This is a genomic window from Paenibacillus sp. FSL L8-0470 (genome assembly GCF_038008625.1).
Classification (GTDB): Bacteria; Bacillota; Bacilli; order Paenibacillales; family Paenibacillaceae; genus Paenibacillus_AQ.
This window is the reverse complement of record NZ_JBBOZM010000001.1, coordinates 2,417,624-2,432,317: the sequence shown is the minus strand read 5'-3', so window position 1 is coordinate 2,432,317 and position 14,694 is coordinate 2,417,624. Positions and strand designations below refer to the sequence as shown.

Genomic DNA, 14,694 nt, shown 5'->3' with positions numbered 1-14,694 from the left:
TATGAGATGCCCATGAACCGGATAAGCGCAAATGGCTTTTGTCATCCTCAAGACCAAATACATTCACATCGGATTGTTTTTGGATTCGCTCTACTGTAGTTCTTAAAGTTTCATGCAACAAAGCCTACATGGACCCCAGACCAGCGGTTTTTACAGGCCCGGCCGCAAGCATCCGAACCAGTTGCTCTGCCATATACCCCGCAGAATATTTCATATCGTTATTGACCCACCATTCGATAGCAGCCATATAAAGCGACGTAATTAATTCGAGGAACAGATCCTTGGAGATTAGGATCTGTTCCTGAAAACTCTTGTCCAGCTTTTCCTTTAACGTATTTTCCATTCGCCTGCGGATTCTGATCATTTCATTATCGCTCATTACAACTTTTACAAGCTGTGCGTCTTTTGCTACAACGCTTAATATGGTTTGTATCGTATCCACAAAACTGGAGTATTCCAATTTCCCGCCTTTGACATGAGCCTCCGGAGCCACCAGCGTCATTAGCTCTGCAATTAACTCATTCACCATCTGATCAAGCAGTTCGTACTTGTCGGTATAATGGTGGTAAAAAGTCGAACGGTTGATCATTGCTTGCTCGGCAATATCATTGACCGTGATATTCTTAAATCCTTTTTTTTCTATGAGGGTTACCAGCGCATCTCTGATCAGCCTGCGTGTTTTCAGCACCCTCAGATCTTTTTCATAAGACATTTTAACACCGCCTGTCTCGTAATTCTGTGTCAAGCAACAAAAGAGATCCGTCTGTTGAATAAGCAACGAAACCGCATTATCCAGTGATTGTGGCAGAGGTTCGGGTTCATTATAGTGAGTGTATGATAAAAAAAAACAAAAGGAAAGGAGCATTACAGATGATGAACAAATGGTCTACCCGCGATTTTCCCGTAGGACTTTATGACCTCCACCCGAATGTCAGCATCAATTTTCAAATGAACCGGTTTTATAATTGGACAAATGACGAAGACATGCTTCGCGAAATGCGTGAGGCCGCGCGCAGTATCCATTCATATGAGGAGCTTGTCCATTCCTTTATCCAACTCGGCAATCAGGCTTTGGAACAAGATAAAAAGCTTAAAGCGGCGTATTATTTCCGGGGAGGGGAGTTCTACCTGCCAGAGGGAAATCCGAAGAAACAGCAATTGCGCAAGCAATTCATTGCGTTGTCAACTGCCCATTACGGGATAGCCAAGGAGCAACACCACCTCATTCCTTACGAGAACAAGTTTCTGTCAGCTTACCATATCTCTGCGGACAATCCCAAGAGAACAGTTGTCTTTTTTGGAGGATTCGACAGTTATGTGGAGGAGCTTCTTTTGATGGTTATGATTTTTAAAGGTGCCGGATTTGATGTCGTTTGTTTCGACGGACCCGGACAAGGAGCAGCCTTAGAGGATTACGGGTTACCGTTTACCCATGAATGGGAAAGACCGGTGAGTGCGGTTCTTGATTTTTTTAGCCTGGACAATGTTACTCTGATTGGTATGTCCTTGGGGGGATTTCTGGCAGTGCGGGCTGCGGCGTTTGAGAAGCGAGTAAAACATGTTATTGCGTATGACGTTCTGACGAATTTTTTTGAAGTATTTATGCAGCAAGTTGAACCAGAAACCAGGGAAAAGCTTCAAACGCTGTTGGCGGATGGGCAGAATGAGCAAGTCAATACGGCGTTACAACAAATGGCGGGCAAAAGCCTGATGATTGAGTGGGGCTTGATGCAGGGGATGCATATCACCAGCAGCCAAACACCGGCAGAATTCATGAGAAAAACCATGCTGTATAACACGAAGGATATTTCCTCCTTGCTCACACAAGATGTTCTTCTTTTGGCAGGACAGGAGGATCATTATGTTCCTCTCAAACAGCTAAACGAACAAATCACGAGTTTGACCCATGTCCGTTCGCTTACTGCCCGCATGTTCACAGCAAAGGAACACGCGTCCAATCACTGTCAAATTGGCAATTTAGGCTTGGCGGCTGATGTGATGCTTCAATGGATCGGGCAATTCTAATCGACGGATGAAGCCTTTTCTCTTAACATGTTGTATTCAAATTATATACTCACCCGCATCCAGCATGAAGAATTTCGCTTTGGATTTTCTAGCCACAAGCTCCATGAGCGTAGGCCCTTCGTCTAGGGCAATCCGTATACATCAACCGATTCGGCCGTGACAGCAATGCGCAACTCCACATCTTATATTAGGCGAGTTAATGTTGTTCTTCATCATATTTGCCAAAGCAACGGCTTGAAATAGGTTATCACCTAAGCGGCGGTTGAGCGAAAGCAGCCGGTATCTCTGCATCCATATTGCTGTATAGAAATGTTCAATCTGAACGGTTATTAATAGCGATATTCTTATACAGATTATGAAATAGGGACTCGGAGCAAATCTCCTCCAGTGAAAAACCGTTTTTCCCCTGCTCTCGCATGTTCTCTGCAAATTTGGCTACCGTATTCAGGGCTCTTGTGCTCTGCACCGGGTAATGACCAACCGAGCTCTCAGCTGACAGCATCACGGCATCGCTCCCGTCCATTACGGCCTGAGAGACATCTGTTACCTCTGCGCGCGTCGGAACCGGATGATCGATCATGGATTGCAGCATTTGAGTGGCCGTAATTACATAGGTCTTCGACAGGCTGCACTCGCGAAGAATCGCTTTCTGAATAAAGGGGATACGTTCAAAAGGCAGCTCCACCCCAAGATCTCCGCGCGCAATCATGATTCCCTCGGACGCCTCCATGATGGATGGAAAGTTACGCACCGCATGAATAGTTTCGATTTTAGAAATAAGGCCAGGTTGACTATATTTCCCCAGTGAAGCTACAAACTCTCGAATTTCCTCCAAATGCGACGCCTCACGGATGAAGGAGCACGCAATCCAATCCACATGATGCTCCAGCAGAAACTGAAGATCCCGTTTGTCTTTTTCCGTAATGGCCGGCAAGTGAAGTACCGTTCCTGGAAGATTAACGCCTTTTCGGCTGCCGATCATTCCACCGACTATAACCCGTGTAGTGATCCTGGACGGATGTTTATCCGTCACCTTAAGCTTGACTTCCCCGTCATTGATTAAAATAGTTGACCCTAGTAAAATATCTTCCATTACACCAGGATTATCGAGCGCTGCGCGTTCCCGGCTTCCCGGTTCATCAGACTGGTCAAAGATAAACGTTTGACCCTCATCTAAGCGAATCGCGTCCCCTTTTATGCTCTTCAGACGGATTTTCGGTCCCTGCAAGTCACCCATTATCCGTACGGGCTGTCCCGATTCGGCAGCGGCTGTCTTCAAAGCCTCGATTACCCGCTCATGCTCTTCATGGCTCCCGTGTGACATATTGAGCCGGGCAATCGTCATCCCGCTCAGCAGCAATTCCTTGAGAACAGCAGAAGAAGAACTTGCCGGACCTATCGTGCAGATCAAATCAATACTCATGTGAACACACCTCTCATACTTGATTGGCTTCCCTGTCTTTTCCTTTAGTTTGCATTGTTCGTTTATTCTAACTAAACTATACATGATTGAAACAGTTACCATTCATTTTATGGAAGGGAAGGGGAAACGACCATGAATACGAAACAATTGGACGTGATCCACACGGGAAAGGGCTTCATTGCGGCTTTGGATCAAAGCGGTGGAAGCACGCCTAAAGCACTGCTGCAATACGGTATTCAGGAAGACCGCTATTCCAATGAAGAAGAGATGTTTGAACTGGTTCACGAAATGAGAACACGTATTATCAAGAGCTCAGCGTTTGATTCCAAGCACATTTTGGGTGCTATTCTTTTTGAGAACACGATGGATCGCTTCATTGACGGGCAATTAACCGCCGATTATCTCTGGGAAGAGAAAGGCATCGTGCCTTTTTTGAAAATCGATAAAGGTCTGGATGAACTTGAAAATGGGGTTCAGCTCATGAAGCCTATTCCCGGATTGGATGACCTCCTGAAGCGCGCAGTGCAGAAAAACATCTTCGGGACCAAGATGCGCTCGCTGATTAAGGAAGCAAATCCCGAAGGCATTCAAAAAGTTGTCGAACAGCAGTTCACTATTGCTAAGCAAATTGCAGGTTATGGTCTGGTGCCGATTATCGAACCGGAAGTGGATATCCACAGCGCAGATAAGGGACAAGCTGAGAAGCTATTAAAACATGAGCTCTCCACTCAATTATCCGCCCTTGGCAAAGATGTAAAAGTCATGCTAAAACTGTCCATACCGACTGAGGACAATTTCTACAGCGATTTAATTGAAGACCCGCATGTGGTACGGGTTGTGGCTTTGTCTGGAGGCTATTCCCAAGCTGAAGCCAATGACAAGCTGGCACATAACCATGGACTGATCGCCAGCTTCTCCCGCGCTTTATCGCAAGGGCTCAGCGATCAGCTATCGGACGATGAATTCAATGCTATGCTCGCAAAATCCACACAGGAAATCTACGAAGCCTCCATTACCTAAGGGTAGCTATCACACAAAATAAACCCCGGGCTTTTTGCAGCCCGGGGTTCATTTATATGGCAGAGCTGTGATTTACATAGTTGTTTCGTCGGAGCTTTGGCTCGATTATGATAGGGTAGTACCAATTATATGCTAAGGAGGATTCATGAATAGCATCCAGTATTTATCCCAGTTTAATCTTCTGAATAATCTGTCCACTGAGGACTTAATGGAGATGGAGGAGATGACTTCCATTACAGCAGTCCCGGCGAATAGGTTGATCCAGACACCGTCGACATTTACTGAAGGGTTGTTTTTTGTCAAAAAGGGCAAGATTCGTCTTTATCAGCTGAGCAGCACCGGCAAGCAATTCACGCTCGATATTCTGAGTGAAGGAAATGTTTTTGGGGAAATGGCCGGCATCTCGCTTGGGACAAGAGAGCTTTTTATAGACACGCTGGATGACTGCGATATTTGTCTGATGAACAAAGACCGCTTCGAAGGGTTCCTGCTGAGCCGGCCCCGTTTCATGTTGAACCTGATACAGACGTTAAGCAGCCAATTTAATGATATGGGCAGTCTGATGTTGCAGTTGGCACTTGGGGATTTGCGGTTTAGGCTTGCGCATATTCTGCTGCGTTTGTCCCGCAGGTTTGGCTGTGAAGAGCAGGACGGACTATCCATGATCAACCTGTCCTTATCCCACCAGGAACTCGCCAATATGGTTGGAGCCACCCGGGAGGCAGTAAGCGGCGTCCTGCGGCAATGGAACAGAGACGGCCTGGTCCAGACAGGCTTTAAAACGGTCCGCATCCATCCGGAGCGACTTGAGAAGTTGATATCAGATTGTCATTAAGCTGTAATCTGCATTACATCCTCCATGCGGTTGCTCAGGGTATTTTAAGGAAAGCAACCCATGAGGAGGTCCTTTTTTTGATGAACGAAACGGCTTCACTTCCCGCAGATATCCTTAATCGCAAAGGCGCCAAGAAGGCTGCGGATATTCCGCAAAATGTGTTGGAACGCTTAAATCAAGGTCTTATTGAGAGCGTCAATCTGACAGAATGGCTGGCAGTAGATCACCGGGCGTTATTGTCCATTGTGCTGAACACTTCCGGTCTTTCACATGAAGCAGAGGTAATGCTGCCTGCTTTAAATAAGCTTAAAGAAGACAAGCCGATGAAGATGATTCCGGCCATTGCAGCGCAGTGGCATCGCCTGCTGAGCGAGTTGCCCGAGACCAAGCGAGGCCAATTGTTCGCCATGCTGGCGTCACACCGCTCCGACAGCGTCCGTTGTTGGGCGGCTTATATCGTCGGAGTCACTCCAGATATGGATATTGCCGGCATACTGCAGCATATCCGCCCGTTTGCTGCCGATCCCCATTTTGGAGTGCGTGAGATTGCCTGGATGGCCGTAAGAGCCCATATCTCAGCCAATCTGGAGGCAGCCATCACCCTCTTGGCGAAATGGGTCCGGGACGATGACGCAAATATCCGCAGATTTGCCGTGGAGTCGACACGTCCCCAAGGCGTCTGGGCAAAACATATACAAGCCTTGAAAGAAAACCCGGCACAGGGGCTTCCGCTCCTTGAACCCCTTCGTTCCGATCCGGTCAAATATGTGCAGGACTCGGTGGCCAATTGGCTGAATGACGCCAGCAAAAGCCAGCCGGATTGGGTGCTGCAGCTTTGCTCCGACTGGCTGAAGGCCTCTGACACAAAGGAAACGAAACGTATTACTGAGCGGGCGCAACGGACCCTTACGCGTAAGTAAAGCGGTGACGCAGTTTGCTTTTCTAAAAGACATGATGCTCCTCTTCAAATTTAGTATTTTCCAGGTGTTAAGATAAATGTACTTCGCATTTGCAGATATTCTAATGTTCGAAAATGAGGGATACAAGATGGAACCCATATTAAATCATTCCTGGATTTTGACCGAAACGGAAGCAATAATATTACAGCAAAAGTTATCCTTAAAAGTAATAAAAGAAGATCAATTTGCTGAAATTCGTTATATCGCTGGAGTAGATGTGGCATATAGTGAACAACGTGACTTACTGATTGCCGCAGTAGTCATTTTAGAAGCAAGCTCCTTAGATATAGTAGAATCCGTGGTAGTTGAAGCTTCTGTTCAGTTCCCTTATATTCCAGGGCTGTTTTCATTCAGGGAGCTTCCCCCTTTAGTTAAAGCATTTAAGCAGATAAAGACCTCTCCTCAGCTAGTTGTCTGTGATGGTCAGGGGATTGCCCATCCGAGACGATTTGGTCTGGCAAGTCATTTAGGTGTTCTATTTGATATTCCTACAATTGGTTGTGGAAAAACCAGGTTATTAGGAGAGTATGAAGAACCCAATTTAACAAGAGGCTCAATTTCACCACTGCAAGATCAAGGAGAGATTATCGGAAATGTTCTTAGAACACAGAATAATGTTAAGCCTATCTTCGTCTCCACTGGTCATCGTATTTCATTAGATACCGCTTGTGAATGGGTTCTACATCTATCACCCGATTATCGTTTGCCAGAGACAACACGTCAGTCAGACCAACTTGTTAAAAAGGCTTTGGCAAGTATCGAATAAACTTTTACATCAACAAGTTGCTGATTCGGATAGACAGATCTTCCTTCTCATTTTCTGTTAATTGTTCACCTACATCATTTATATCGAACTGTTCCAGCTCTTTTCTGATTTCTACAAATTGTTCATTTCCCTTAATTTCATATCTAATTAGTAACTCTACAAGCGTAGTTTTAACAACAATATTTTCGCTAAGCGTATTCGTACATTCACGTTCAAAACGCTCCAATACTTTCTCTATCATTTCATTTTTATTTTCCACTTCATTAACAATGATCCCAAAGTAGTTCTTAACTTCTTTCTCCATTTCATGGTAATACCATCTTGTGTAGGGGCTATAATCTACTGGAATATTATCAATTTCATCCAGTACCATATCTCTGCGCTCTAATAGGTCCTTATATTCATCTGGAGTTGTTTCAATTTGAAGCTTATGTAAATCTAAAGAATTTAATACCTCAACTATTCTTTCTTTTGCTTTAATGAATATTTTTGAGTGCGTTAAGCAAATTCTTCCTTCTGAAATATATACAACAGCCTTCTCCATCTCGCCTCTGTTTTGCACACCAAAATATGCATCAGCTGTGCAGGCAATGGCTTCAGCATCGCTCATCCTCTCACTTTTATAATCAAAATATCTTTCATAAAAAGCACCAAATAATGCTTCGTAATTTCGTCTCACCTATCTGTCTCCTTTACCTCAACCCAAATTTCAAGTGGAGTAAGTCTGCCAGGCTAAATTTTGACCTGCAATGCTATGTATTAATCCTCAGGGAATAGATTTGGAAATCTGTCTTGGTCAAGATATTCCTTATTAAAATACACTTCTAACATTTCATAAAAATCAGAACCTATAAAAACTATATACATAAATTCATAGGAACCAGCAAAATAAAATTTATTAGAGTTTGAAATATAAATATCAAGTGTGCTCCTAGGAAAGAAACCTAAAGGTGTCAGCTTCCCACCCATTGTTTCCTCAAACTCTTTTAACTCTTCGAGAGTTACTTCGCCTTCACTTGGATCAAGTATTAAAGATGTATAATAATTCGAGCTTTTAGAGGGCAGCTTTAAATAAATTCCTCCAAATTCCTTCAATAGATTTAGCGCTAAAGGATTGGGCTTAATATTGAATTTTTGATACATGTCCTTATAAAGGGATATATCAATTTCCCTTCCTTCATACCAACCATTTTCCTCGAAGTAATTTTTAATCTTTTCGCTCTTGAACATGTTTACCTCCATAATGCCGTGTTGTGACTGTTATCGGAGCGGGCGGATTTTGGAATCAATCTGGCTGGTACAGTGAATTCACAAACTCACTAAAACTTGAAGATACTATTTTAATGAATTCGGGTCTCAACTCATTGTCCTCTTCGAAATAATCCATATCACAGAAATAAACTATTCCTTGATCCTCCTCATTAACAGCAAGACAAATAAGGCTATCTGCAGGATCTATCCCAATAGGAATAAAGTTAGGAGGGATTATTGCTCCACCATTATATTTTTTATAATAGTCTTCTAGATTACTCTCCGTTTCTTTGCTAAGTGGCAGAAATAACATAATAGACGATGTGAATTTCTGATCCTTTGTTTCAAATCTTCTTCGAACTGTCTTACCTCCATTATGATACATTAAAAAATTTTTATAATCATCTGGCAAGACAAGATTAGACGTTTCTTCAAAAGTTATTAGTTCTTGATGTTGAATTGGTTTAAATGTTGACTCAAATTCTATGTTCACAAAACTCCCCCCACTATTCTCATTCTTCACTAATTACCTTTAACTCTTTACTCTCACATAAATTATGTATAGCTTCATATATATTATCGCCGAATTTCCAAATATAATAATCATTCATAATGCCATATACTTTCCCTGTTTTAGACATAAACATAGTTGCATTCTCGTCATATGCCAATCCGATTACAACTAGCTCTTCTCCTATTATTGTTTCATACCTGCTATAGTGTTTCTTTTCGATGCCTGCCCTTAAAAATTCAGGACCTATCTGAAAGTCATCTGATTCGTCACTAGGCACTGAATACTCTAGTCCACCGAAGTGTTCAAATGCCTCCTTGGCAAGATCAAATACTTCAAACCCTTTTTCCACCAAAAAGTTTATTGTCGAGCTAACCTCTACTTTCCTTTCAGGATACCAGCCAGCATCCTTTAAAATATCAATAGTTCTTTGTGAAAAAGTCATAAGTTAACCTCACTCAATTTCTTGTTTAGGCAAAGTAAGCAATAATTCTTCCTTCGTCTGGATAATCACCATCCCAACCACATGGAAAACCACCAGCCTTATAGATTCTAAAAACTTGTTCATAAAAATTTTCAACCTCACCGTTTATTGCACGATTGATTGCACAGTTTCTCAAGTCCACTACAACAGTTTCAAAAAAATCGCGATAGGGGTCAGTTATTTGACTTCTAAGACCATCCGCTATTAATCCAGTTAATTCATCCAAACCACTAGGTTTTTGGGAAGAAGCTAATTTATATAACTTCCCCTTAACTTTTCCCATTTCAAGTTGTCTTATATCAGACCAAGTATATTCATCTTCACCAAAAACTTCTGTACTGGCTAGCCTTTTTGCCTCTTCATATTGATTAATTGTAACGATATTTTGGGCTCTAGCTGTTTTCGGGAATTCCATAATAGAATTAGAGAATTGAATAACTTCCTCAACTAAATTGCTGTATATTCCGTTCTTCATAACTTATCAAACCACCTTTGCCACAAGTCTATCTTTTCCCGGCGTTATACCTCTTCTGGTTTTCTAAATAAACATAGAGTATCTAGGGTCTAGTGCATCAATCACTGAATCGAATACTTGATACCCCATTGCTTCTAAAAACTTTACTGTCTCGGTTAAATCAGCCTTATTATTCGGGTTCCAGCCTGCTTGTATCAGTATTTCTCTCGTATCGTATGATAAGTTATTCAAATCGCAACATCCTGATAACCTACCTCAATTACTTTTTCATTCAATAAACGAATTCCCACTCCGTTCTCTGCATCCCATGTACAATCAAAAAGTATTCCGATATCTCGGCCTTCATAAATCCCTGCATATGAAACAACAATTCCAACCAAAGTAATCATCTCAAGAAGTTGGCTGGTTGTTTCAACTAAGGGATAATACTCATTAAATTCCATATCATAACCCAGTTCATATCGTTTTTGTTGGTAATAGTCTAAAATGGGTTGCAAGAAGCTTTGCTGTAATTGCTGCCAGTTTTGCATTAATGATTGATACGCCGTATATTGATCTTCATCAAACTTGCCATCTTCTTCACCATCGATCATCAATGCAATCTCAGTTTCTTTTCCAAAAAAATGAATCGTAGTATCCTTAGCCCAAGTATAGTTATACTCAAGTTCACCAAAAATCGGATCGTTTATTGTCATTTTTAAGTCTCCCCTTTTTATTTGCCGCTTATGATGATTCTGTAATCCTTACCTGTAATAATAAACTCGCTATTTAATTCAATGGATACGCCCTCATATTTTCCGCTAACTCTTATAATATCATTTGAATTTCTTTCAATATTGTTTATTTTGTATACTACTTTCTCAACATCCCCCTCCACCTTTGTATCATTACCGAACATTTCACCCAGTGTTGAGTAGTTTGGTTGTCCACCTATAAATATTTCCACCAACCCCACAACTAACTCCTGAAAAGAACTTTCTATAAATTTCACTTTTAACAATTCCCACGAGTTATCCACCATCCAGCTCATATCATTGAAATCATCATCACTATCGTCCAATACCCCAATAACTACAGGCTTTCTATAAAGAAACTTCGCATTAATGCTTTCGTCATTTTTTATAAATATTAAACTCCCTCCAATTTTCTGTGCTAGTTGAACTTTCTAAGACTTTTTATGATCCCATAAATTCTGATACATATAAAAAGGCTCACTCCTAACTCATGATTCAAGTTGGAATAAGCCTTTTAACGTCTGCCAAGTTTGTACGTTGTGTGTTCTGATAGAGGCTATCTTCATCTTGAATCATTCTCTTAATCGTCATCTAAATGAGGGGCAATCGGGTAACCTGACGGATCAAACATATATTCAACACACGCTTTTTCATCAGAAAAAACCAGACTTACCATATCACCCCCGCCATAAGGTGAAGGGGGTACGTTCATATTAATAATCCATGAGTACCCTTCAACATGTTCAAATTTCTCATAAAAAAATATTGACTCACCGTGATTAGGATGGATTACTCCCTCTAAATCATACTCGTCATTATAGCTTTGAGCAATTTGGAGTAATTGGTCAGTGGTTAATTTGGTGTGTATTTCAGGTAATTTATTTCTATCAATTCCTAATATCCAAAAAGAATAACTTGTTGTTCATCAGAAACAACCAAAAGCTCTTCAAAATCCCTAAAGTCTATCTCAACAATCCAAGCGCCGCCCGTCAATGCAAAAAAATCTTCATAATACTGAACAGATTTGTCTATGTCACTGTCAATGGTCGATGGAATGTAGTGTTTGTTATACCCCATGATGTGCTTGTTACGTTCATTGATGTACTCTTGTGCAATATTCAACGCTTGTGATGCAGAAAGTTTTGGACTAATCATCTAAACACCCCCTTTCAAAATTCTACATCAACACCTGTGGTTGTACGATTAAATAGGTGCTTGGCCTATGAGCGTTTGGCTGCATGGGTTAACGTTAGTTTGAAATCTCTATCAATAATTACAAGCTCATTGCTAACATTAACAAGTAAATCGGAATAGTTCTCCTCGATCCTGCATTTAAGTTCATTCATATGAGGCAGTACTTGCATATGTAAATAAATCTCTATGATTATGTGGCTATCAGGATGAAGAAACATTGTAACATTAGTAATGTCGTTTTCCTTCCGATTCACCTGATTAACAGTGTAGATAATCTTATTTTTGTCATCTACCCTCTTTTTTTCAATGCCGAACAGGCTACCTAAATTGATGTAATTGGGATTCCCTTTTCTAAATATCGAGACTAAATCAACCAACAAGCCGTCAAGAGGCTTTTCAAAGAAATCCTTTTGTAATGCTTCCCATTCATGATCCGTAAAGGTAAACCAATTAGGGCTTACCGCTGAAGTATCAATCATCCCAGGTTTTGATTGTTCGTATAAATCTCTTTTTAAACCAACTTCGTCATTATTTGAATACACTATACTTTCCTCCAACTTTGTTAGCTATGGCATCCATTAACGAATTATTTAGCAACCCATTCTTTTTTTTGAAATATATACCTATCTTTTATATACCTACGCTGTAAGAATTCTGTAAAAGTATCTGTAATCTTATAAAAACCATCCTTCTTTTTACTTTCTGAGTAAAAGTGGACAGGTGGATTTTCCCCTTCATCTAATTTAAAGAAGCAAAACATACAACCTTGACTCATCCAAAATACAAAATCGTTTGAAGTAAGTTTAAGAGGTACATTGTTTTCTTCTAACAATTCTGCCCCCCCTTCATTTAACGCTAACAATTCATCCATAAAACATGATTCACCACGCAAAAAAGTATGATCAGTGCCGTTTCCCATTGTTTCAAGAAATTCAATATAAGCCATCGGTAATATTTGATCGCTTATCAGTTTTCTCACATTAATTAAATCTTCGTTTGTACAAGGATTCATAGGAATGTTATCAATTCTAAATTGTGAGACTAACTCATTTAAATATTTCAAAATGTTTCACCCTCATTAGAGTCATTTACTTTTAGCTAAAATAATCATTTACTACTGCAGTTAATTGGTCGTTTCCTAACTCAATGTTAGTCAAATAACAAAGGAAATAATCTTTTACTTCACTTTGATTGAATAAACTCAGATATTGAAATGCAAGTAGTGTAGTATCATCTATTCCATAATTTTTTTCCAACTTTGTTTTTACATATTGAATCGCTTGATTAATGAATCTATTGTCTTTTGTCTTAAAGAGAACATTAAGAACGAATGTAATCTCATCCTCATTCTCTATTTCAAAAATCTCACGCACCTCATTCCCTTCTAATTCTTCTTGAAATAGCTGCTCCTTAACCAAGTTAAATATACTCAAAGCCTCTAATTCATCATTATAATAATCCTCCCAAAAACTTAGATAAGCAAATTGCTTCGGCAATAAAGCTGAGCTATTATTGGGCTTGTTCCACAATATCCAATCAGAGTTCACTTTATCGGATACAACTTTAAATAAAGAGATTGAATAAGGCACAATTTGATTGACATCATTCTCTACTCTGAAAAATTTCTCACCATTTTTACTGGTTTCCACAGAAAAAACTATATATATTTTATTCATTGATAGATTCTCTTTTTTCGCTAAATCCTCTTTAAGGCATACTCTCATTTAGCTTACTCCTATAATATTCAAATCGACATCCAATTCTATTATCCAGAATAGGTCGTTTTCATTTACTCTGTGATTTAACTTTTAAAAAACTTGAGATATTTAGTATTCTTTGGACTTCCAAAACATCTACCTTCTGATTTCCTATTGGCGATGCTGAAAAATTCCTTCGCTGTTTCTAAATCACCTAGGTCGTGTCTGAAAACTAAAGAATCCTATGGTATGATATGAGAAAAACGAATGGAGAAACAAGCATGATTCCAAGACGGTACCAAATAACCGATGAACAGCGGGAACAAATAAAGGACATGTTCCCGCCCTATCAAACAGGAAGACCGTCGAAATTAAGCATTCGTACGATGTTTAACGCCTTTCTTTGGATTGCCCGAAGTGGTGCGGCATGGCGAGACTTGCCGGAAGAACGTTATGGTTCATGGAAAACGGCCTACAGTCGTTTCTGCAGATGGAGAGACTCCGGACTCCTTATCGCCATCTTCCAAGCCCTTCACATCGAACCCGATTTTCAAAACTTGAGCATCGATTCTACATCGGTCAAAGCCCACCAACACAGTGTCGGTGCAAATAAAACGCAGATGGACACGAAGTAAACCAATACATCGGCGTCACTCGTGGCCGCAAGACGACTAAACTTCATGCCGTAGTCGATGGATTAGGCAACCCTCTAGCTTTTCTACTGACGGGTGGCAAGTTTATGATTCTGTTCCAGCGATCGAATTGCTTCAGGAGTTGGATATTACGGGAAGGCACATTCTTGGCGACAAAGCCTATGGCTCAGAAGCGATTCGGAACTGGATTACGACTAAACAGGCCACTTACACCACTCCGCCTAAAACGAATAGTCAACATCCATGGAAGGTCGATTGGTATCGGTACAAAGAACGCCACTTGGTTGAATGCTTTTTCAATAAAATCAAACACTTTCGCCGTGTGGCCACTCGTTACGATAAGTTGGCTAAGTCATTCCTAGCGTTTATATAGCTTCCATTTTTAAATTGACTCAATGATAGTTTTCAGACACGCCCTAAATGACAATGTTAAAAAAGTGGCGTAATGGCCTCCTCCTATGTAGGTGGGCTTAATAGTAGAGCCTTTATTCCGGTCATGAAGATCACGGCATGATTCAAGCGGTTCAGCGGGGTACCCTTACACTAGAGAAGCTGGAAGCTATGACCTTTGGTCGAATTTGGCGGCCTGCTCGGATATGCCCAGTTATAGCAGTAAACGGCATCAACTGCGCGAACTTCGTTAATCGTGGCGGACGAATCCCAGCTC

18 protein-coding genes and 1 pseudogene are annotated in these 14,694 nt (G+C 40.9%); 6 read left to right on the top strand and 13 right to left on the bottom strand.

Features of this window, described 5'->3' with window-relative positions; translation table 11 throughout:
- Positions 1–124 precede the first annotated feature (124 nt).
- Positions 125–712, bottom strand: a complete 588-nt coding sequence (locus NST99_RS10925; protein ID WP_341091576.1) for a TetR/AcrR family transcriptional regulator — start codon at positions 710–712, stop codon at positions 125–127.
- 122 nt (positions 713–834) lie between these two features.
- Between NST99_RS10925 and NST99_RS10920 the strand changes: the two genes are divergently transcribed.
- On the top strand, positions 835–2,025 hold the full coding sequence (locus NST99_RS10920; RefSeq protein ID WP_341091575.1) for an alpha/beta hydrolase: 1,191 nt from the start codon (positions 835–837) through the stop codon (positions 2,023–2,025).
- Positions 2,026–2,338: 313 nt separating this feature from the next.
- Here the strand turns inward: NST99_RS10920 and pyk are convergent, their stop codons facing one another.
- Positions 2,339–3,448, bottom strand: a complete 1,110-nt coding sequence (pyk, locus tag NST99_RS10915; RefSeq protein ID WP_341091573.1) for a pyruvate kinase — start codon at positions 3,446–3,448, stop codon at positions 2,339–2,341.
- Positions 3,449–3,580: 132 nt separating this feature from the next.
- Here pyk and NST99_RS10910 point away from each other — a divergent pair, with 132 nt between their 5' ends.
- The 4 genes from NST99_RS10910 (at position 3,581) to nfi (ending at position 7,028) form a co-directional block, all read left to right on the top strand.
- Positions 3,581–4,468 (top strand): fructose bisphosphate aldolase, encoded by an 888-nt coding sequence (locus NST99_RS10910; protein WP_341091571.1) that lies wholly within the window; start codon positions 3,581–3,583, stop codon positions 4,466–4,468.
- A gap of 145 nt (positions 4,469–4,613) precedes the next feature.
- On the top strand, positions 4,614–5,303 hold the full coding sequence (locus NST99_RS10905; RefSeq protein ID WP_341091569.1) for a Crp/Fnr family transcriptional regulator: 690 nt from the start codon (positions 4,614–4,616) through the stop codon (positions 5,301–5,303).
- A gap of 80 nt (positions 5,304–5,383) precedes the next feature.
- Positions 5,384–6,223, top strand: a complete 840-nt coding sequence (locus NST99_RS10900; RefSeq protein ID WP_341097615.1) for a DNA alkylation repair protein — start codon at positions 5,384–5,386, stop codon at positions 6,221–6,223.
- Between the two features lie 127 nt (positions 6,224–6,350).
- Positions 6,351–7,028, top strand: coding sequence for a deoxyribonuclease V (nfi, locus tag NST99_RS10895; RefSeq protein ID WP_341091566.1), 678 nt, complete (start codon positions 6,351–6,353; stop codon positions 7,026–7,028).
- A 4-nt stretch (positions 7,029–7,032) separates the two neighbouring features.
- On the opposite strand, the gene NST99_RS10890 is transcribed toward nfi, so the two are convergent.
- The 11 genes from NST99_RS10890 to NST99_RS10840 form a co-directional block, all read right to left on the bottom strand.
- Positions 7,033–7,707, bottom strand: coding sequence for an Imm3 family immunity protein (locus NST99_RS10890; protein ID WP_341091565.1), 675 nt, complete (start codon positions 7,705–7,707; stop codon positions 7,033–7,035).
- 80 nt (positions 7,708–7,787) lie between these two features.
- Positions 7,788–8,258, bottom strand: a complete 471-nt coding sequence (locus NST99_RS10885; protein ID WP_341091564.1) for an SUKH-3 domain-containing protein — start codon at positions 8,256–8,258, stop codon at positions 7,788–7,790.
- Positions 8,259–8,313: 55 nt separating this feature from the next.
- Entirely contained in the window at positions 8,314–8,772 is a 459-nt protein-coding gene (locus tag NST99_RS10880) for an SMI1/KNR4 family protein (protein ID WP_341091562.1), read from the bottom strand.
- 19 nt (positions 8,773–8,791) lie between these two features.
- On the bottom strand, positions 8,792–9,235 hold the full coding sequence (locus NST99_RS10875; protein WP_341091561.1) for an SUKH-3 domain-containing protein: 444 nt from the start codon (positions 9,233–9,235) through the stop codon (positions 8,792–8,794).
- 25 nt (positions 9,236–9,260) lie between these two features.
- Positions 9,261–9,749 (bottom strand): hypothetical protein, encoded by a 489-nt coding sequence (locus NST99_RS10870; protein ID WP_341091560.1) that lies wholly within the window; start codon positions 9,747–9,749, stop codon positions 9,261–9,263.
- Positions 9,750–9,976: 227 nt separating this feature from the next.
- Positions 9,977–10,444, bottom strand: a complete 468-nt coding sequence (locus tag NST99_RS10865) for a DUF6985 domain-containing protein (protein WP_341091559.1) — start codon at positions 10,442–10,444, stop codon at positions 9,977–9,979.
- Positions 10,445–10,461: 17 nt separating this feature from the next.
- On the bottom strand, positions 10,462–10,809 hold the full coding sequence (locus tag NST99_RS10860; protein ID WP_341091558.1) for a hypothetical protein: 348 nt from the start codon (positions 10,807–10,809) through the stop codon (positions 10,462–10,464).
- 568 nt (positions 10,810–11,377) lie between these two features.
- Entirely contained in the window at positions 11,378–11,638 is a 261-nt protein-coding gene (locus NST99_RS10855) for a hypothetical protein (protein WP_341091556.1), read from the bottom strand.
- 65 nt (positions 11,639–11,703) lie between these two features.
- The gene (locus tag NST99_RS10850; RefSeq protein WP_341091554.1) at positions 11,704–12,219 is read right to left on the bottom strand and encodes a hypothetical protein; all 516 of its coding nucleotides are present in this window, start codon (positions 12,217–12,219) and stop codon (positions 11,704–11,706) included.
- Positions 12,220–12,263: 44 nt separating this feature from the next.
- The gene (locus tag NST99_RS10845) at positions 12,264–12,740 is read right to left on the bottom strand and encodes an SMI1/KNR4 family protein (RefSeq protein WP_341091552.1); all 477 of its coding nucleotides are present in this window, start codon (positions 12,738–12,740) and stop codon (positions 12,264–12,266) included.
- Between the two features lie 31 nt (positions 12,741–12,771).
- On the bottom strand, positions 12,772–13,401 hold the full coding sequence (locus NST99_RS10840; protein ID WP_341091551.1) for a hypothetical protein: 630 nt from the start codon (positions 13,399–13,401) through the stop codon (positions 12,772–12,774).
- A 254-nt stretch (positions 13,402–13,655) separates the two neighbouring features.
- Between NST99_RS10840 and NST99_RS10835 the strand changes: the two are divergent.
- Positions 13,656–14,400 (top strand): annotated as a pseudogene (locus tag NST99_RS10835) (IS5 family transposase).
- Positions 14,401–14,694 lie beyond the last annotated feature (294 nt).

Coding starts and splice junctions, on each gene's coding strand:
- NST99_RS10925 (WP_341091576.1), bottom strand. CDS start 712: ATGTCTTATGAAAAAGATCTGAGGGTGCTGAAAACACGCAGGCTGATC.
- NST99_RS10920 (WP_341091575.1), top strand. CDS start 835: ATGATAAAAAAAAACAAAAGGAAAGGAGCATTACAGATGATGAACAAA.
- pyk (WP_341091573.1), bottom strand. CDS start 3,448: ATGAGTATTGATTTGATCTGCACGATAGGTCCGGCAAGTTCTTCTTCT.
- NST99_RS10910 (WP_341091571.1), top strand. CDS start 3,581: ATGAATACGAAACAATTGGACGTGATCCACACGGGAAAGGGCTTCATT.
- NST99_RS10905 (WP_341091569.1), top strand. CDS start 4,614: ATGAATAGCATCCAGTATTTATCCCAGTTTAATCTTCTGAATAATCTG.
- NST99_RS10900 (WP_341097615.1), top strand. CDS start 5,384: ATGAACGAAACGGCTTCACTTCCCGCAGATATCCTTAATCGCAAAGGC.
- nfi (WP_341091566.1), top strand. CDS start 6,351: ATGGAACCCATATTAAATCATTCCTGGATTTTGACCGAAACGGAAGCA.
- NST99_RS10885 (WP_341091564.1), bottom strand. CDS start 8,258: ATGTTCAAGAGCGAAAAGATTAAAAATTACTTCGAGGAAAATGGTTGG.
- NST99_RS10875 (WP_341091561.1), bottom strand. CDS start 9,235: ATGACTTTTTCACAAAGAACTATTGATATTTTAAAGGATGCTGGCTGG.
- NST99_RS10870 (WP_341091560.1), bottom strand. CDS start 9,749: ATGAAGAACGGAATATACAGCAATTTAGTTGAGGAAGTTATTCAATTC.
- NST99_RS10865 (WP_341091559.1), bottom strand. CDS start 10,444: ATGACAATAAACGATCCGATTTTTGGTGAACTTGAGTATAACTATACT.
- NST99_RS10855 (WP_341091556.1), bottom strand. CDS start 11,638: ATGATTAGTCCAAAACTTTCTGCATCACAAGCGTTGAATATTGCACAA.
- NST99_RS10840 (WP_341091551.1), bottom strand. CDS start 13,401: ATGAGAGTATGCCTTAAAGAGGATTTAGCGAAAAAAGAGAATCTATCA.